Origin of the sequence: Alkalibacter saccharofermentans DSM 14828 (assembly GCF_900128885.1) — a bacterium.
GTDB lineage: Bacteria > Bacillota > Clostridia > Eubacteriales > Alkalibacteraceae > Alkalibacter > Alkalibacter saccharofermentans.
On record NZ_FQTU01000003.1, the window covers coordinates 1 to 18,038 of the forward strand.

17 protein-coding genes and 2 tRNA genes are annotated in these 18,038 nt (G+C 39.9%); 17 read left to right on the forward strand and 2 right to left on the reverse strand.

Annotated features, from left to right (window positions below; genetic code table 11):
• Positions 1 to 592 precede the first annotated feature (592 nt).
• The 7 genes from BUB93_RS02965 (at position 593) to larE (ending at position 8,329) form a co-directional block, all read left to right on the forward strand.
• A complete protein-coding gene (locus tag BUB93_RS02965; protein ID WP_073269599.1) occupies positions 593 to 2,221 on the forward strand; it encodes a peptide ABC transporter substrate-binding protein in 1,629 nt (542 codons plus the stop codon).
• 132 nt (positions 2,222 to 2,353) lie between these two features.
• Entirely contained in the window at positions 2,354 to 3,283 is a 930-nt protein-coding gene (locus BUB93_RS02970) for an ABC transporter permease (protein WP_073269600.1), read from the forward strand.
• Entirely contained in the window at positions 3,283 to 4,227 is a 945-nt protein-coding gene (locus BUB93_RS02975) for an ABC transporter permease (RefSeq protein ID WP_084116892.1), read from the forward strand. The genes BUB93_RS02970 and BUB93_RS02975 overlap by 1 nt, the downstream gene beginning before the upstream one ends.
• A gap of 17 nt (positions 4,228 to 4,244) precedes the next feature.
• Positions 4,245 to 5,246 carry an ABC transporter ATP-binding protein gene (locus BUB93_RS02980; protein ID WP_073269601.1) on the forward strand — a complete coding sequence of 334 codons (1,002 nt, stop codon included), beginning with the start codon at positions 4,245 to 4,247 and terminating at the stop codon, positions 5,244 to 5,246.
• Positions 5,246 to 6,211, forward strand: a complete 966-nt coding sequence (locus BUB93_RS02985) for an ABC transporter ATP-binding protein (RefSeq protein WP_073269602.1) — start codon at positions 5,246 to 5,248, stop codon at positions 6,209 to 6,211. The genes BUB93_RS02980 and BUB93_RS02985 overlap by 1 nt, the downstream gene beginning before the upstream one ends.
• A gap of 87 nt (positions 6,212 to 6,298) precedes the next feature.
• Positions 6,299 to 7,462: a nickel pincer cofactor biosynthesis protein LarC gene (larC, locus tag BUB93_RS02990; RefSeq protein ID WP_073269775.1), complete on the forward strand. Its 1,164-nt coding sequence runs from the start codon at positions 6,299 to 6,301 to the stop codon at positions 7,460 to 7,462.
• Between the two features lie 57 nt (positions 7,463 to 7,519).
• Positions 7,520 to 8,329: an ATP-dependent sacrificial sulfur transferase LarE gene (gene larE, locus BUB93_RS02995; RefSeq protein ID WP_073269603.1), complete on the forward strand. Its 810-nt coding sequence runs from the start codon at positions 7,520 to 7,522 to the stop codon at positions 8,327 to 8,329.
• A 53-nt stretch (positions 8,330 to 8,382) separates the two neighbouring features.
• Here larE and BUB93_RS03000 read toward each other — a convergent pair whose 3' ends face one another.
• Both BUB93_RS03000 and BUB93_RS03005 read right to left on the reverse strand, forming a co-directional pair.
• The gene (locus BUB93_RS03000; protein ID WP_073269604.1) at positions 8,383 to 8,877 is read right to left on the reverse strand and encodes a flavin reductase family protein; all 495 of its coding nucleotides are present in this window, start codon (positions 8,875 to 8,877) and stop codon (positions 8,383 to 8,385) included.
• Positions 8,878 to 8,892: 15 nt separating this feature from the next.
• Complete coding sequence (locus BUB93_RS03005) at positions 8,893 to 9,411, reverse strand: nitroreductase family protein (protein WP_073269605.1); 519 nt, start codon at positions 9,409 to 9,411, stop codon at positions 8,893 to 8,895.
• A 133-nt stretch (positions 9,412 to 9,544) separates the two neighbouring features.
• On the opposite strand from BUB93_RS03005, the gene BUB93_RS03010 reads away from it, so the two are divergent.
• The 10 genes from BUB93_RS03010 (at position 9,545) to BUB93_RS03055 (ending at position 17,795) form a co-directional block, all read left to right on the forward strand.
• Positions 9,545 to 10,651, forward strand: a complete 1,107-nt coding sequence (locus BUB93_RS03010; RefSeq protein ID WP_073269606.1) for an RtcB family protein — start codon at positions 9,545 to 9,547, stop codon at positions 10,649 to 10,651.
• Between the two features lie 99 nt (positions 10,652 to 10,750).
• Positions 10,751 to 10,825, forward strand: a tRNA-Gly gene (locus BUB93_RS03015).
• Between the two features lie 55 nt (positions 10,826 to 10,880).
• Positions 10,881 to 10,956: transfer RNA gene (locus tag BUB93_RS03020), tRNA-Arg, on the forward strand.
• 423 nt (positions 10,957 to 11,379) lie between these two features.
• Positions 11,380 to 12,495, forward strand: coding sequence for a betaine/proline/choline family ABC transporter ATP-binding protein (locus BUB93_RS03025; protein WP_073269607.1), 1,116 nt, complete (start codon positions 11,380 to 11,382; stop codon positions 12,493 to 12,495).
• 3 nt (positions 12,496 to 12,498) lie between these two features.
• Positions 12,499 to 13,140, forward strand: coding sequence for an ABC transporter permease (locus tag BUB93_RS03030; protein ID WP_200789396.1), 642 nt, complete (start codon positions 12,499 to 12,501; stop codon positions 13,138 to 13,140).
• A 4-nt stretch (positions 13,141 to 13,144) separates the two neighbouring features.
• Positions 13,145 to 13,744: an ABC transporter permease gene (locus BUB93_RS03035; RefSeq protein WP_073269608.1), complete on the forward strand. Its 600-nt coding sequence runs from the start codon at positions 13,145 to 13,147 to the stop codon at positions 13,742 to 13,744.
• Positions 13,745 to 13,773: 29 nt separating this feature from the next.
• Positions 13,774 to 14,691, forward strand: coding sequence for a glycine betaine ABC transporter substrate-binding protein (locus BUB93_RS03040; protein WP_073269609.1), 918 nt, complete (start codon positions 13,774 to 13,776; stop codon positions 14,689 to 14,691).
• Positions 14,692 to 14,943: 252 nt separating this feature from the next.
• Positions 14,944 to 16,293 (forward strand): DUF1576 domain-containing protein, encoded by a 1,350-nt coding sequence (locus BUB93_RS03045; protein ID WP_084116894.1) that lies wholly within the window; start codon positions 14,944 to 14,946, stop codon positions 16,291 to 16,293.
• 11 nt (positions 16,294 to 16,304) lie between these two features.
• Entirely contained in the window at positions 16,305 to 16,643 is a 339-nt protein-coding gene (locus BUB93_RS03050) for a hypothetical protein (protein WP_073269610.1), read from the forward strand.
• A gap of 420 nt (positions 16,644 to 17,063) precedes the next feature.
• Entirely contained in the window at positions 17,064 to 17,795 is a 732-nt protein-coding gene (locus tag BUB93_RS03055) for a FadR/GntR family transcriptional regulator (RefSeq protein ID WP_073269611.1), read from the forward strand.
• Positions 17,796 to 18,038: the final 243 nt, after the last annotated feature.

The window sequence follows — 18,038 nt, forward strand, 5'->3', positions numbered from 1 at the left end:
TATAGGGCGAAGCCCGCGAGCTCAGACAGCAAAGCTGACTGAGATGCAGATACTATATAGGGCGAAGCCCGCGAACTCGTTTAGCTGTGCTGAACGAGGTGCAGATAAGTTGTAAGATGCAAGTTCTAAGTTGTAAGTGTGCATGTATTCTTTTGGGTCAAAGACAAATGCCTGAATCCGTCATTTCGAATGCAATGAGAAATCTCAGGTAATTCTTAAATTTACAGTGGCATTTGAGGCATATGATGGACTGTTTAGCTGCGCTGAACGAGGTGCAGATAAGTTGTAAGTGTGCATGTATTCCTTTGGGTCTAGGTCCGGCGTAGAAACCGGACCCTAGAACTGAAAGGTTAAACTGTCGGTAATGCTTTGCTTTTCCAATCGCTTAACTATTGCTTGACCATTGCCCCACTACTGTTTACCGATATTACAATCAATGTAATATTCACTGGAGATTTATTTGAAATATAATGCATTTACCTGCATAAAAATACAATTTTTCAACTGTGTATTTTTATGATTGTTTTTTAAAATTTTTAGTGATAATATTTAAGTTAAGAGAAATTTAATAAAGGCAAAGGGGGAAAGTTAAATGAACAAAAAGAAAAGGGTTGTTCTTCTTAGTATTCTGTTGGTATTTGCGCTCGTATTCACAGCGTGTGCGGGAGGAAGCGACAACGGAGACGACACAGCACGTAAAGTTTTAAGAACCAATAATTCAAGTGAACCCGGTTCCCTTGACCCGGCTTTGGCCCAAGGAACTCATGAATCCTGGGTGCTTGACCATGTGTTTGAAGGTTTGATGAAAAAGGACCAGGACGGAGACATCATCGAAGGCATGGCTGCAAGCTACACATTAGCTGATGACAACGTTACTTATACATTTGTCCTAAGAGATGATATTACATGGTCAAATGGTGAGCCTGTAACAGCTCATGATTTTGAATATTCTTGGAAGAGAGCACTTGATCCTGAAACAGCAGCATACTATTCCTACCAGTTTTATTATATAAAGGGTGGCGAAGCCTACAACACAGGAGAAGGAACTGCTGAGGATGTAGGAGTTACTGCAATTGATGATACGACCTTGGAAGTAGTCCTAGAAAATCCGACAGCGTTTTTCCCTGAACTTACTTCATTTTATTGCTATTTCCCAATTAGCAAGGACGTAGACGAAGCGAACCCGGATTGGGCAAAAAGTCCTGATACTTATGTTTCAAACGGACCGTTCCTTCTAACCGAATGGGTTCATAATGCCAGCATAACAATCGAAAAGAACGAAGATTATTATGATGCAGATCTGGTAAACCTAGACGCTATCGAATTTGCTATTTTAGATGACGAAAATACGGCTTGGCAAAGATATGAAGGCGGAGAGTTCGATTTTCTAACTCCCCTTCCACAAACTGTAGTAGCAAGGATGATGGATGAAAATAATCCGGAACTAGTAATAGGAACTGATCTTGCGACCTACTACTACAACCTTAATACCGAGACTCAACCTTTCAACAATGTCAAGGTAAGACAAGCTCTTTCAATGGCAATTGATAGAGAATCTATCGTTGAGAATGTATCACAAGGTGGACAGCTGGCTGCTGAAGGCGTAGTACCTTACGGAATACCTGATGAAACAGGCGAAGACTTCAGAGACGGCGTAGGCAACCTGATCACTTATGACCCTGAAGGTGCAAAAACGCTTCTAGAAGAAGGACTTGCTGAAGAGGGAATGACTTTATCAGACATGAACGACTTTACTCTTCTTTACAACACTCTTGAAGCCCATGCAAAAATTGCCCAGGCTATTCAAGAAATGTGGAGAACAAGCCTAGGTATCGAAGTGAATCTTGAAAACGTCGATTTCCAAGTTAAGCTTGACAGAGAAAAGGCGGGAGATTATGATATATCTCGTGCTGGTTGGATAGGTGACTACATAGATCCGCTGACGTTCATTGACATGTGGGTAACTGATGGGCCTTACAATGATGCAAGCTACTCAAATGCGCAGTATGACGAGTACGTTCAGATTGCAAGAAACAGCGTAGATCAAGCTGAACGTATGGAAGCTATGAGAAATGCAGAAGAGCTGCTAATGGAAGAAATGCCGGTAGTTCCAATATACTTCTATACCCAGCCGTATGCTCAAAAATCTTATGTGACCGGCGTTTATAAGCCTGTTAATAGGTACCCGTACTTCATATATGCAGATATGGAAGTGCAATAATCAATAAAACAAATAAATTTTATTATAGGAGATCTAAGCTCTATTAATTATAATAGAGCTTGGTTTCTTTTATAGATCAACTAGAAGTAATGACAGTTAAAGCTAACTGTTACTTAATGAAGGAGAAAGAAAATGTCAAAATACCTTTTAAAGCGATTAGCCCTTTCGATAGTGACAATTTGGGCAGTTATAACCATAACCTTTGCTTTAATGCACTCCATCCCTGGAGATCCGTTCAAATCTGAAAGCAAAATGCCGCCACAGGTTTATCAAAACCTTTTATCCCAATACGGTCTGGACAGACCAGTGCCTGAGCAGTATTTAATATACCTGGGCAACTTACTTCAAGGGGATCTGGGTGCATCGATGAAGTCCAGGGTTGAAACCGTCAACGATATGGTTGAGAGGGGTTTTCCCGTATCTGCACAGCTTGGAGCACAGGCTCTTCTTATAGCAATCGTATTTGGCCCGGCTCTTGGTAGCCTGGCAGCCCTTTACCAAAACAAGTTTCCGGATTATTTGGCTATGATTATAGCAATCATCGGAATTTCAGTTCCGTCTTTTATCATGGGTACCGTTTTGATACAATTCGTTGCAAGAAACGTCAGCTATTTTCCTATTGGAGGATGGGGGACGTTCCAGCATACCCTGCTGCCTTCCTTTGCCTTGGCGCTGATGCCTCTGGCAACGATGGCCCGGCTTATGAGATCTTCGATGCTTGAGGTTTTGGGACAGGACTACATAAAGACTGCAAAATCTAAAGGAATAAAAAGATCAGCTGTGATTTTAAGGCATGCGGTGAGAAATGCCGTCCTACCCGTAATATCCATATTGGGCACTACCATATCAAACCTGTTGGTTGGGAGCTTTGTTATTGAAAAAATATTCGGCATTCCCGGGCTAGGTAGATTTTTTGTGCAGTCCATAAGCAACAGGGACTATACGCTTATAATGGGGACAACGATATTCTATGCAATAATATTGGTAGCGATGTTGTTTATAGTAGACGTGGCATACATGATGATTGACCCAAGAATCAAGCTTGTCAAGGAGGGACGTTGATGAGAGCGGATATGGAGCTAAGACCGGAGCTTTTTCAAAAAGCTGACAAAAGCAATAAAAACGCCGATAAGATCAAACGCCCAACTATCAAGTATTGGCCTGATGTCTGGAGAAGGTTAAACCACAATAAGCTTGCAATGCTAGGGCTCACGCTGATCGTTTTAATGGGTGTTATGTCTTTTGTAGGAACGGAACTTTCCGGATATACCTACTTCGAACAAAACCTATCCCTTAGGAATGTCAAACCGGGTGGAGCATTTTGGTTTGGGTCTGATGAACTGGGCAGGGACATGTTTACAAGAGTATGGTTCGGCGCAAGATACTCACTTGCCATAGGCATAATTGCGGCATTTATAGATTTTTTAGTAGGTGTCATTTACGGCGGAGTAGCAGGAATTGCCTCTCGCAGAGTAGATTCTATCATGATGAGGATTGCAGAAGTAATCTACAGCATACCATATTTGCTGATAGTAATTCTGTTGTCGGTAGTGCTCTCTCGTGAAGGTGGAGGAACTTCCATGTTCGTATTGATTTTGGCAATGAGCTTGACAGGATGGGTTCCCATGGCGATATTGGTCAGGGGACAGGTGCTCCAGCTTAAGGAGTCAGAATATTCTCTGGCCAGTGAATCTCTTGGCGCAACCAAGGGGTGGATACTAAAAAAACATATATTCCCCAATACCTTGGGACCTATATTAGTTAATGTAACATTGACCATTCCTCGGGCGATATTTGCAGAAGCGACCCTTGGCTTTTTGGGGCTGGGGCTACAGGCTCCAAAGTCAAGCCTTGGCACTCTTGCAAATGATGGCTTGGCGGGACTGGCAGTGGGCAATGCATATCAGATTATAATACCTGCCATATTGATTTCGTTAATCATGTTCTCCTTCAACGTGCTGGGAGACGGATTAAGGGATGCCTTGGATCCAAGATTACGTAAGTAAAGAGAGGTTGTAGTAAAATGGAAAAAATATTAGAGATAAAAAACCTGGCCGTCTCTTTCAAAACTTTTTTTGGAGAGGTAGAGGCAGTAAGAGATATAAGTTTTGACGTTGGCAAAAAAGAAACGGTAGCAGTCGTGGGCGAGTCCGGTTGCGGTAAAAGTGTGACAGCAAACTCGATAATGCAGCTCTTGCCGACGCCTCCAGCGTTTTATAAAACAGGAGAAATTAGGTTCAAGGGTGAAGACCTGTTGAGCAAATCGGAAAATGAGATGCAAAAAATCAGGGGGAATCACATAGGAATGATATTTCAAGATCCCATGACATCTCTTAACCCTACGACGAAGGTAGGAAAACAGATAACCGAGGGTCTCGTGAGACATAAGAACGTATCAAAGGAAGAAGCGAAGAAAAAAGCTATCGAGATGTTAAAGCTGGTTTCGGTACCCCAGCCGGAAAAGCGCATCGAGCAGTATCCTCATGAATTTTCAGGTGGGATGAGACAGCGGGTAATGATTGCTTTGGCAATGATCTCAAACCCGGGGCTTCTAATAGCCGATGAGCCGACCACTGCCCTAGATGTTACAGTACAGGCACAGATACTTGATTTGATGAAAGATCTTCAAGAAAAAATGGACATGGCCATAATTTTGATTACTCACGATTTGGGCGTAGTTGCAGATATGAGTGACCGAGTAGTGGTAATGTATGCAGGCCAAATCGTAGAGCAAGGATTGACAAGTGAGATATTTGATAACACGTCCCACCCTTATACCAAAAAACTGTTGGCTTCTGTGCCAAGACTAGATATGAAAAGAAATGAGACGCTGCTTTCAATTGAAGGAACGCCTCCGGATTTATACATACCTCCAAAGGGCTGCGCCTTTTACGACCGTTGCGATTTTGCCATGCAGGTTTGCGAGGATAATATGCCGGAATTTATTCAGCACAGTCAGACCCATTCAAGCAGGTGCTGGCTAAATCACCCAATGGCAAAAAGCGTGAAAGGAAGTGAAGTTTGATGCAGGAGCCGTTGATTTCAGTTAAGAATCTTAAGAAGTATTTTGATGTTGGAAAAGGAGCTGTGCTAAAAGCGGTAGACGGCATCAGCTTTGATATATATCCCGGTGAGACTTTTGGGCTTGTAGGAGAGTCGGGGTGCGGTAAATCCACTGCTGGCAGAACCATTATAAGGCTATATGATCCTACAGGTGGAGAAGTTGTATTTAATGGAAAAAATATTTTTGCCTTATCAAGACATGACATGTCAGAAATAAGAAAAAACTTTCAAATGATATTTCAAGACCCCTATGCGTCGTTGAATCCAAGGATGACAGTTCTCGACATAGTGGCGGAACCACTTGACATACACAAGATATATAAAAGCAGCAAGGAAAGAAAAGACAGGGTAATTGAGCTTTTGCAGCTCGTAGGACTTAACGATGAGCATGCCATGAGATTTCCCCACGAATTTTCCGGGGGACAGCGACAAAGAATCGGCATTGCCAGGGCGTTGGCTTTAAATCCCAAGTTTATAGTTTGCGACGAGCCGATATCGGCGCTTGATGTATCCATACAGGCCCAAGTCGTAAACCTGCTTAAGGATTTACAAACAAAACTGGGTCTTACCTATATGTTCATAGCTCATGATCTATCCATGGTAAGATACATATCAGACAGAGTAGGGGTCATGTATTTAGGCCACATGATGGAGCTTGCGGGATCTGAAGAGCTTTACGACAATCCCCTTCATCCGTATACAAAAGCATTGCTGTCAGCGATACCTATACCGGAGCCTGAAGCGCAAAGAAGCAAAAAAAGGATTGTGCTTGAAGGGGACGTGCCAAGTCCGATAAACCCAAAGGAAGGATGCCGATTTGTAGATAGGTGCCCGTATGCGGTAGACAGGTGCAAAATTGAAACACCGGAGTTCATTGAACACAAGCCCGGACATTTCGCCGCTTGTCACAGAATAGGCGAAATATAAAATGGTTATTAATCCGTCTGTTGCTGTAGGCGGATTTTTGTTATAATGTCTAGAGGCAATGTTATTTATCCGATTGGAGTGGTATACTTGAAAATTTTATATTATGATTGTTTTTGCGGCATAAGCGGGGATATGAACTTGGGAGCAATGGCGGATATTGGAGTCGATACGGAATACATAAAAAGTGAACTGAGCAAGCTTTCGATAAGTGACGATTTTGATGTCGTTTTTAATAAATCTGAAAAGAAGGGCATCAGCGGAACTAAGGCTGATGTTGTCTTAAAAAAACATGAGCACCCCCACAGGCATTTGAAGGATGTATACAAGATAATAGACGACAGCGACTTAAATGAAAACATTAAAAAGATCAGCAAGAGAATTTTTGAAAACATCGCTATAGCTGAAGGTAAAGTCCACGGAAAGCCCGTGGAAAAGGTTCATTTTCATGAAGTCGGTGCCATCGATTCCATTGTTGACGTAGTAGGGGCAGCCATATGCTACGATTCTTTGGATATAGACGGTGTCTATTCGTCTTCTGTACAAGTTGGTGGAGGGTTTGTTAACTGTGCTCACGGTAAAATACCTGTACCTGCACCTGCAACGGTGGAGCTTTTGACGGGTATACCGATAAAGACAGGTCTTGTTGACGGTGAATCTACGACACCTACCGGAGCGGCTATTCTTAAGTCCCTTGCAGATGGTTTTACCAATAGCCTGAGCATGGATATAAAGAAAACCGGTTATGGATTGGGTACAAAGGATTTTGATGTGCCAAATGTGCTAAGGGTTTATATTGCTGAAATAGAAGATAAAAAAAAAGTCGATGAAATTCAATATATGATCGAGGCAAATATAGACGACATGAATCCAGAGCATTATTCGCACCTGGAGGAAAAGCTCTTTGAAGGCGGAGCTTTAGATGTTTACAAAACCCAGATATTGATGAAAAAAAGCAGACCTGCCGTCAAGCTTAGTATACTTTGCAGTGAGGATCGTGTAGAAAATATGGAAGAGGTTGTCTTCTTGCACTCTACCACACTGGGAGTCAGAAAATACAAAGTTGAAAAGAGCATGCTGGTAAGAAAGATAATCAAATTAAAGACTCAGTGGGGAGATGTGAGGGTTAAACAAGGTTTTTACAAGGGAAGGCTATTGAAGCAAAAGGCAGAATATGAGGATTGTCTGAAAATCGCCAAAGATAACAACCTGGAGCTTGATAAAATCTACAGACAAATTTACAGGCAACTGTAAAACAAGGGAAAGGTTAAGCTATATTTATAAACTTGCGCATAATAGATGGAGGATGAAATGGAAATCAACGAAAAATATGAATCGCTCATAAAATATCTTAAGGGACTAAATAAGGCAGTACTTGCCTTTTCGGGTGGGGTGGATAGCACATTTTTGCTCCATGCTGCAAAAGAAGCCTTGGGGGACGATTTGATAGCTGTTACAATCATCTCTCCTTACATTCCAAAATGGGAGGTTGAGGAAGCTAGGGAGACTTCCAAGACGATAGGAGTTAAGCACGTTTTCATTGAAGCGAAGATTATTGACGAAATAAGGAACAATCCTGAGGATCGGTGCTATTTGTGTAAAAAAGCAGTGTTTGGCGAGATACTTAAATTTGCATCTGATCAAGGAATCAAATACGTAATGGATGGAACCAACATCGATGACATGAGCGATTACAGGCCAGGGCTTAAAGCACTTAGCGAGCTTAATGTGGTAAGTCCTCTTAAAGAAAATGAATTTTCAAAATCAGACATACGTGAACTTTCCAAGACGGCGGGGCTTTATACCTGGGATAAGCCTGCATATGCTTGTCTTCTGACGAGGATTCCTTACAACACCCCTTTGAGGGAAGAAGACTTTGGAAAAATCGAAGAAGCTGAAAAATTCATGATGGACCTTGGATTCAAGGCTGTGAGGGTAAGGTGTCATGACGATCTTGCCAGGATAGAGATCCCTCAAAATGAACGTCACAAGATATTTGATGAAGCATTGTTGGATAAGATATCAAAAGGAATAAAAAATGCTGGATTTAAATACGTATCTTTAGACCTTGAAGGATACAAAATGGGAAGCTTCAATCAGGATGTAAATAAAGGTGAATAATAATCAAATGGTTATACAAAAAACACAGCGGCTGCAGGCAACCGCTGTGTTTTTTAATAGGACTCTACTATTTCACCATAATATAAAGTGTGGTGGTTACTTCCATTGTAAATTAATTTTTCAATCTCCGAATTTAATAGTTTTGGGTCCATATCCTGCTTGTACACAACCTTGCATTCGTATGTACGCAAGCAATCGCTAACTACCGGAACGGAAACCTTCTTTCCCTTTGCCTTTACAAGCCCGGCAGCTTCAAATTTGTCCATATCCCGCCCGGATTTGCTTCCACACAGAGTCAGGGCTTCCTTCATTTTACCGAGCTTAGGGATGCTGACGGTAAATTCATCGCTGTTTTCCAAAATGTCATGGGTGTATCTAGATTTTCTGACAAGTAACATAAAGACAGGTATTTTCCATTGGTAACCTATCATCCCCCAGGATATGGTCATGGTATTGTCTTTTACCCCTGTGCTTGTGGTCAGAAATGCTCCTCCAAGATGAAGGGATTCCATAGCATCTTCCAATTCAGATGTAAATATCTTTTCCATAGTTGCCTCCCAATATCAAAATTTTTCGTAAAATACGGTTTCACTCAAAGGTTTTCTCATTTCATCATGTCTATCCATGGGTTTCGGGCTATCTTCAGCATAGCCCAACAGGAGAACATTGACGGGTTCCAAAGTTTCAGGTATGCCAAATTCCTCCCTGACGATTTCCGGATCGAAATAACAAACCCAGACTGAGCTTAGACCTTGTTCAGTTGCGGCTAGCATCATATGATCTGTTACAATGCTCACATCTACGTCTCCATGATCTTTATCGTCGAAGGGACGCACCCAGGCTTGAGTATGATCTGCGCATACCACAAGTGCAACGGGGGCAGAATAAGTCCTTGCAGACTTTGCAAGCTTTTCAAGTCCTTTTTGCTCTTGAATCACTAAGATCTTATGGGGCTGCAGATTTTTAGCTGTAGGTGCGACTCTTCCCGCTTCCAAAACGTAGTTGAGCTTTTGGGGCTCCACGCTTTTAGTAGAGTATTTTCGAGAAGAATATCTTTTCTTTGCAAGTGTTAAAAAATCCATTGAAAATCCTCCTAGTAAATTTTTATATGTATAATCTTATCACAACAAAGCGAACTTAAAAATAGATTGACAATAATTTGTAGTGGAATGATTTTCTTTGTAGTATCATTAAGGTAGGCAGGAGGGATTCGTTGTGGAAATAAAAGGCAAGTTCAATACAGCTATAGTATACACAAACGATATAGACATAAATGCAAAAATGCAAATAAAAGAGCTTTGTGACCAAAGTTGGACAAAAGGGCTAAGGATAAGGATAATGCCGGATGTCCATGCGGGAGCGGGATGCACTATCGGAACGACGATGACTGTATTGGACAAAGTGGTTCCAAATCTTGTAGGGGTTGATATAGGCTGCGGTGTAGAGGTAGTAAAATTTAAAGCAGAAGGATTTGATTTTGCAGCACTTGATAAATTTATTTATAAAAATATCCCATACTCTTTCAAGGTGTATGATAAACCTGTTGAAATTTTTGATATCAACGGTCTAATGTGCATCAATGAGCTTAAAAACCACGAAAGGCTGATAAGATCCGTGGGTACCTTAGGGGGAGGCAATCATTTCATAGAGATATCCAAAGACGACAAGGGGTTGATGTATCTGCAGGTTCATTGCGGAAGCAGGAACCTCGGGAAACAAGTTGCAGAACTCTATCAGGTGAAAGCCTGGAAAGCTTTAAAGAAGAACCCGCCGGAAGGCCAAAAGGTTCCAAAATCCCTTTCATACTTGGAAGGCAAGGGCTTTGATGACTACATCAACGACATGAAAATTGTCCAGCGCTTTGCAGTAAGAAACAGGGAAATAATAGCGGAAAAGATTATGGATAGATTTTCGATTTTCCCTTTAGAGCAATTCACTACGATACACAACTACATCGATCTCGACATGATGATTCTTAGAAAAGGTGCAGTGTCTGCAAAAAAAGAAGAAAAGCTAATAATACCAATGAACATGAGAGATGGTTCGCTGATATGCATCGGAAAAGGCAATCCGGAGTGGAACTACTCGGCGCCTCATGGAGCGGGACGGTTGATGAGCAGAACCGAAGCAAAGAAATCTTTGTCTCTTCAGGGATTTAAAGAGTCCATGGAAGGTGTATACACTACATCTGTAAGCAAGGGCACCTTGGACGAAGCTCCTTCTGCGTACAAGCCTATCGACAGCATCTTAGCATATGTCAAAGATACCGTCGATATTGTAGATATAATCAAGCCACTATACAATTTCAAGGCAGAGGAGTAGAAAATTGATAATTAATTGCTTGTTAGGGCTTGAAATTTCATATGATACTGAGTATAATATAAAAGCGAGTTGATGATCAAGACAACCGACATATATAATGCGAAAGTGGCTCAGTGGTAGAGCATCGCCTTGCCAAGGCGAGGGTCGCGGGTTCAAATCCCGTCTTTCGCTCCATTCGCTTATAAATGAACCGATGGTTCATTTTTTTAAATTTATAGTTACATTTTGCGTGCCCGTAGCTCAGTGGATAGAGTGGCAGACTTCGAATCTGTTCGTCGGGGGTTCGAATCCCTCCGGGCACGCCATACAAAAGCATCCAAGCCGTTTAGGTTTGGGTGTTTTTGTATGAATAAAAAAAAGAGGGATTCGAACCCTGAGAGGGGGAGCATAGTCCCGAAGGGGACAAAGATGCTAAATGCATATTTGTCAGATGCGAGCTGCGAGGATTTAGGATAAATCCGAAGCAATGTGAAGCGAAGCTGAACGATCCCTCCGGGCACGCCATACAAAAGCATCCAAGCCGTTTAGGTTTGGGTGTTTTTGCATGAATAAGAACAAAGGGATTCGAACCCTTTTTAATATAGAACTGACATTTCCAAAGGGTCATGAGAGCTTTAGATAATGAGATGATAAAAGTTACAGGTTTCACGAATTCGGTTTAAGGGTAGAAAAAGGTATGTAGTGTAATGCTATAAGTATGTTGCACCTATGATGCGGAGGGGTTAAATGTGATAGTTTACAAGGAAGTTACTAAAAAATACGACGATGTAACAGTGGTTGACAACTTTAACCTGACAATAGACGATGGAGAGTTCGTTGTGTTGATTGGTCCATCGGGTTGTGGGAAAACGACCAGTCTGAAAATGGTGAATCGTTTAATAGAAATGAATGATGGAGCAATTTTTATTGACAATCAAAACATAAATGAAATGGATGCAGTTGAGCTGCGGAGGAAAATTGGCTATGTAATACAGCAGATAGGGCTGTTTCCCAATATGAATATTGAAGAGAACATTACGGTCGTTCCAAAACTTCTTAAATGGAGTAAGGAAAAGAGACGTAAAAGAGCAGAGGAGCTTTTAAAACTTGTCGGAATGCCGTATGAAGAAAACGCGCATAAGTATCCTAATGAATTAAGTGGAGGGCAACAGCAGAGAATAGGCGTACTTAGAGCTTTAGCAGCAGAACCTCCAATTATTTTAATGGACGAGCCATTTGGTGCACTGGACCCAATTACAAGGGAGAATCTTCAAGATGAATTAAAAGTCATTCAAAAAAAGCTAAAAAAAACAGTGGTTTTTGTTACGCATGATATGGATGAAGCCATAAAAATGGCGGATAAAATCATTTTCATGTATAATGGCAAAATACTTCAGGCAGCTAGCCCTGAAGAAATGTTGAAAAATCCTGCTGATCCTGTTATAAAAAATTTCTTGGGCAAGCGATCTTACTCAAGTACGGGTGAAGATCTAATTTGTAAAGATGTTATGAGAACAAAAATATTAACAGTGCCTAACACCAAGAAAACATTGGAATGCATAAATCTGATGAAGCAAAGACAAATTAATTCCGTAGTGGTCGTGGATGAGAATGAAAGATATTTAGGAGTAGCAGGAATTAAAGAAATCATGAAGACAGGCAAGCCTGGTGAATCAATTGAGAAAGTTACGAATAAAGACCTGAAAACTGTATCAGTAAATACCAATGCCAAAGAAGCATTTGATTACTTGATGGAGTCAAACAATGACTATATTGTTGTTTTAAACAGCGATAAGACAGTGGCTGGCATAATTACTGAAAGCAGTATGACGAATGCACTGGCAAGTGTAGTCTGGGGGGGATGAGTGATGGATGTAATAATTGCTTTTTTTGATCGTTATAGTGAAATGTTGGTGAGGGCAATAGTCGTGCACCTTCAGTACGTTTTTATTTCAGTCATTATTGGATTTTTGATTGCCTTTGTTCTTGCAATATTACTTTCAAGAGTGCCCAGCATATCAGATGTTGTAATCCCGGTTTTAGGGATTCTTCAAACTATACCCGGTCTTGTGTTTATTGGAGTACTGTTCATATATTTAGGAATTCGCCCAATAACAATTATAGTTGCATTATCTGTCTATGCAGTATTTCCCATTTTAAAAAATACTTATACTGGTATCGTCAACGTGGATTCCGCACTAAAGGAAGCGGCTAGAGGATGTGGGATGAACAGTCTGCAAATTCTATACAAAGTGGAAATTCCCATGGCTATCAGTGCAATTTTCGCAGGTTTGCGTATGAGCACTATTTATACTGTCAGTTGGGCTGTTTTGGCTGCAATGATTGGCCTTGGAGGATTGGGAGAATTCATTTACAGAGGAATAGACACAAATAATAACATGCTGATTGTCGGAGGAGCAATCCCTGCAGCTATATTGGCTGTTCTTCTAGGTTTTTTTATTGATTTTATTCAGAAAATACTAACCCCGCGTGGTCTGAAAGGAGAGTAAAGTTATGGCTATGAGATATGTTTGGGAGCATCTATACTTAGTAAGCGTAGCATTTGGCTTTAATATTGTCATTGGACTGATTCTGGGGATATTGGCATACTTGGTGAAGTTTTTAAGACCTGGTATATTGTGGACGGTGGATATTCTTCAAACTGTACCGGTTTTAGCGCTTTTAGGTATGATCATGTTAGTGTTTGGAGCAAATAGCACTACGGTAATAATAGGGATAGTATTATACTCATTATTGCCAATCGTCCGAAATACTTTTGTTGGATTGGTAGGTATCAGTCCCAGTATTAAGGAAGCAGCTAAGGGCATGGGGATGACAAACATTCAGAGGTTGATTCAGGTAGAACTTCCGCTGTCATTTCCAATCATTTTCACAGGATTGAGAATAGCATTGGTTACTTCAATAGGCATAGCTGTATTTGGCGCCTTCGTTGGGGGAGGGGGGTTGGGAGCTACTATTAATCGAGCTATTTTGTTACAGGATATGAGTACTTTGATGCAAGCGACCGGAACGTTAATGATTATGGCAATTGGTTTTGATTTGCTTATGGGAAGTATTGAAAAACGTTTAAAGAGCCGAAAAACTGTCGGTTGATTATTGTAATAGAAGGGGGATAAGATACAATGAGGAAAAGATGTTTGTTATTACTCTGTGCTATTTTGTTAGGGATTGTGATGGCTGGCTGCAGCGGAACAAGGGAAGAAGGAACAGAATTTGTCATGGCTGAGGGACAGTTCTCGGAGGTAGACATTATCATGCAAATGACAGGGATTCTCTTAGAGAAAAATACTGATTTAAACGTCAGAATTAAAGATTCTATGGCAACTGTAATAGCAGCAAATGCGCTGGAATCAGGGGAAATTGATATGTTTATGGGATATGATGGTACTTTGTTGACGACGGTGGGTGGTGGAGATCCAAGAGATGTTCCGCAAGGCGTCGATTTATTTGATTATGCCAAGCAGGTAGGAGAAGAAACTAGAGGGCTGACGTTAACATGTAAGTTTGGTTTTGAAAACACATATGCTTTGGCTATTAGAAGAGAATTTGCAGAAGAGAACAATATTGAGACCATCAGTGACTTGATGTCTTATACTGAAGATTTGGTTTTTGGTGCTGAACATGAATTTTTTGATGAAGAAGGTAGTATGAGATTTACACCTTTTAATGAACACTATGGAGCGAATTGGAAAAATGGAGTTTCCATTGACTTGGGATTGAAGTATTCTGCTATGGATAATAGAAATATCGATGTAACCATGGTATATTCTACAGATGGATTGATATTAAAGTCCGATTTAGTGATTTTGGTAGATGACAAGAATTTCTTCCCTCAGTATTATGGCTCTCACATGGTAAGAGACACGGTATATGAAGAATTTGCTGACGTAGCTCCGAACTTAGAAGAGGTGTTTTTTATGTTGGAGGGGCAAATAAGCAATGAAGAAATGATTGAAATGAATTATAAAGCAGATGTTGAAGGAGAAGATCCATATGATATCGCTATGGAGTTTCTTCAATCAAAAGGATTAGTAGATTGATAAAAGCAAGTTTGAGCCCTCAGATTTTTGAGGGCTCTTAATTTTTTGAATTTAATATGGTATTTCGCGTGCTCATAGCTCGATGAATAGAGTGACAGATTTCGAACTTATCTCTTCTTATTAAATGCAATCTAAAACTATCAGTAATTTACAAAAATACAAAGAAAAACATTAATTTAAGTTGATGCATAAAAAAAATCATGTTAGTATTTAAATTGAACCTGTAAACGATTACTAAAAAATTCAATTAGAATGGGGGTGGTCGTCGTGTTTGCTGATGCTTCGCGATTATTTAAGAGTTTTCAAAGAAAACATTTATTGAGAAATACTTTGGACAAAAGCCAAAATTATTATAATATCTCAGATAATCTAAAATACATCATAATTTCTCTTATAAGCTGCTGTATTTTGCTGTCTTCTTTTTTATTCAATGACTTTCAAGAGATATTTTCAGGAATGAAAAAAATAGCTGCAACTCCAAGTATATTGGTAACTGACTATATGGAAGTAGCCAACATAGGAACTGCCTTTTTCAACAGTGGACTGCTAATGATCACAGGAGTTTTGATTTCTAAAATTAGCAAAATTCAAATGAATGGTCCTCTTATATCTGCCATATTTACTATAGGCGGCTTTGCCTTGTTTGGGAAAAACATCTATAATATATGGGCTATAATTGTAGGAGTTTATTTATATTCCGTTTATCAGAAAGAAAACTTCAGCAAGTTTATCTTGATAGCTCTCTTTGGCACGGCACTAGGGCCGCTTGTAAGCCAAATATCATTCGGATTTGATATTCCTATGCCGTACTCGATTGTGCTGGCAAATATGATAGGCTTGGCTGCGGGTTTTTGTCTGCCGTCTCTTGCCAACCAATTTGTTCTATTTCATCAAGGGTTCAACTTATACAATGTCGGATTTACTGCCGGCATAACCGGCATGGTGTTCATGGCTATCTTTAGAGCTTTTGATTTTGATACCGATTCGCAAATGTTGATCGTATCAAATGGAAATAATCAAATTTTAAGCGTTTATCTGATGGTGATGTTTTCTGTCATGATGCTTATAGGATTGTTTTACTCCAATCATGTTTTTACAAGTCTGCTTCGAATTTGGGATAAATCAGGTAGATTGGTATCTGACTTTGTCTCTTCAAACGGATTCGGGCCTTCAATGGTAAATATGTCGCTGTTGGGATTGATTTCCACAGGGTATGTTTTCTTTGTAGGAGGAGATTTGACAGGACCGACGATTGGAGGCATATTTACGATCGTAGGTTTTGGAGCCTTTGGAAAACATGTGAAAAATGTGGTCCCGATACTTCTTGGAGTATACTTGGCTTCTTTGTTGAAGCTTTGGGAACCAAACTCAATGGGCGCCATGCTGGCTGCGTTGTTTGGTACGACGCTGGCGCCGATTTCGGGGACTTACGGATGGAAATACGGAATAATAGCAGGATTTGTACATATGTCAATGGTCATGAACGTAGGATATCTCCACGGTGGAATGAATTTATACAATAACGGTTTTTCGGGAGGTTTTGTAGCAGCGGTGCTGGTGCCGGTTTTTGATTCTATAAAGAAAAACTATAAAGTGTCGTGAGGTGGACTATTATGAATACAGAAAAAATGAAAGCGACTAAAATTTTAGAAGAATTAATCGATTATTTTTTCAGAAATAATGTCACTAATATGAAGATAGCACTTGATTTTGAAAGCAATGAAATTATCGTTCATGTAAAAGGTAGCTGTCCGCAAAAGCCAGATGATTTTGATGAATTGTATGACGTCTTGAATTCGCCCAGGCAGCCAGAAATTGAAGAATATTATTTCGAGTTGCTAGGGGGCAATGACAGGAGAGAGGAGCTAGGGCTTTTGGGGTCCCTTGTAGACAGTGCCTTGATGTCATATGAAAATGGAATGATGTCTATAAAGGTGACCAGAAAGCTGTGAATGTTCGTTTAGCATCATATGGATAAAGAACATTCAAAAATAAATATATGATTATATGTGGTGTTGCAGTCATAATGTCTGCAGCACTTTTTTAAGCAATAAAAACATTTTTTTTGTTTTTAGGTCAGATATAAGCTCTTATTGAGCTATTTTATTTCTTCTTTCATCTGCTAGGGATCTGCTCACATAATCACGCCTTTCTGCTGTTTAGGTATGAATATATTATATCATTTTAGTATTGATTTTTGTGTTTTAGTTTCTAGTTGCACAAAATTATGTTATTTTTTCTAGGAGGGATACCATAACATATATGGGTGTCATGTGCTTTTCCTTTGATTTGATTAGTGATATAATCATCTATGTGCAAATAAGTGTCGTAGATTTGAGTTGTTTGCATAAAATAATATTAAGGATGATCTTATGGAACAATTAACTACCAATCAAGACAAACCGCTGGTAGTAAGAGTGGCGGATAATATAATAGAATACATAGTTGATAATAAAGTGGCAGTTGGTTCAAAGATTCCAAATGAATTTGAATTGGCACAAAGATTGGGTGTCGGCAGGAGCACGATACGTGAAGCAATTAAATTGTTGGTCTCCAGGAATATCTTGGAGATCAGAAGAGGAGCCGGTACTTTCGTATCTGATAAACATGGAATAGCAGATGACCCGCTGGGACTAACCTTCGTAAAAGATTCCAAGCAGCTGGCAATTGACCTGGTGGATGTAAGATTAATGCTGGAACCTGAAATAGCGGCATTAGCTGCCAAGAATGCTACCCCTGAAGACTTGGAAGAGCTGATGGTACAGTGCAAAAAAGTTGAAGAGTTGATAAGAAGGGGAGAAGACCATACGGAAGAAGATATAAAATTCCATGGTTGCATTGCAAAATGCAGCAAAAACCAAGTGGTTCAAAATCTGGTTCCCATAATAAATTCTTCAGTTGCAGTATTCGTAAACATAACCCACAGGAGGCTTTTGGAGGAAACGATAGAAACCCACCGAGAGGTTGCAGAAGCTATCTGCTCTGGGGATGCAGAGACTGCGAGGCATGCCATGGCGATGCACTTGATTTATAATAGAAGATTGATAAAAAAAATGATCGAAAACGAGATGGCTGGCTCTGAAAGTGAAAATAATATCATGTAATTGAAGCAAATTCATCTGATGACCCTTGGGTATATTTATATATCCAAGGGTCATTTTTGATTTATTTAATAAAATAATTTTAAAAACGAATTAAAAACAAGAAAAAAAACTTATAATAGTCGAATACATCAGATGTAAAAAGACCGTATTAACAAAAATAAATTAAATTAAACCGTTTACTTGACATGAATAATAAATTATTATAAGATATACGCAAATAAACATCAGACGTCTGATGACAAA

Bases quoted from the DNA above. Each gene is read 5' to 3' on its own strand.
- BUB93_RS02965 (WP_073269599.1), top strand. From the start codon at position 593: ATGAACAAAAAGAAAAGGGTTGTTCTTCTTAGTATTCTGTTGGTATTT.
- BUB93_RS02970 (WP_073269600.1), top strand. From the start codon at position 2,354: ATGTCAAAATACCTTTTAAAGCGATTAGCCCTTTCGATAGTGACAATT.
- BUB93_RS02975 (WP_084116892.1), top strand. From the start codon at position 3,283: ATGAGAGCGGATATGGAGCTAAGACCGGAGCTTTTTCAAAAAGCTGAC.
- BUB93_RS02980 (WP_073269601.1), top strand. From the start codon at position 4,245: ATGGAAAAAATATTAGAGATAAAAAACCTGGCCGTCTCTTTCAAAACT.
- BUB93_RS02985 (WP_073269602.1), top strand. From the start codon at position 5,246: ATGCAGGAGCCGTTGATTTCAGTTAAGAATCTTAAGAAGTATTTTGAT.
- larE (WP_073269603.1), top strand. From the start codon at position 7,520: ATGGAAATCAACGAAAAATATGAATCGCTCATAAAATATCTTAAGGGA.
- BUB93_RS03000 (WP_073269604.1), bottom strand. From the start codon at position 8,877: ATGGAAAAGATATTTACATCTGAATTGGAAGATGCTATGGAATCCCTT.
- BUB93_RS03005 (WP_073269605.1), bottom strand. From the start codon at position 9,411: ATGGATTTTTTAACACTTGCAAAGAAAAGATATTCTTCTCGAAAATAC.
- BUB93_RS03030 (WP_200789396.1), top strand. From the start codon at position 12,499: ATGGATGTAATAATTGCTTTTTTTGATCGTTATAGTGAAATGTTGGTG.
- BUB93_RS03035 (WP_073269608.1), top strand. From the start codon at position 13,145: ATGGCTATGAGATATGTTTGGGAGCATCTATACTTAGTAAGCGTAGCA.
- BUB93_RS03040 (WP_073269609.1), top strand. From the start codon at position 13,774: ATGAGGAAAAGATGTTTGTTATTACTCTGTGCTATTTTGTTAGGGATT.
- BUB93_RS03045 (WP_084116894.1), top strand. From the start codon at position 14,944: ATGGGGGTGGTCGTCGTGTTTGCTGATGCTTCGCGATTATTTAAGAGT.
- BUB93_RS03050 (WP_073269610.1), top strand. From the start codon at position 16,305: ATGAATACAGAAAAAATGAAAGCGACTAAAATTTTAGAAGAATTAATC.
- BUB93_RS03055 (WP_073269611.1), top strand. From the start codon at position 17,064: ATGGAACAATTAACTACCAATCAAGACAAACCGCTGGTAGTAAGAGTG.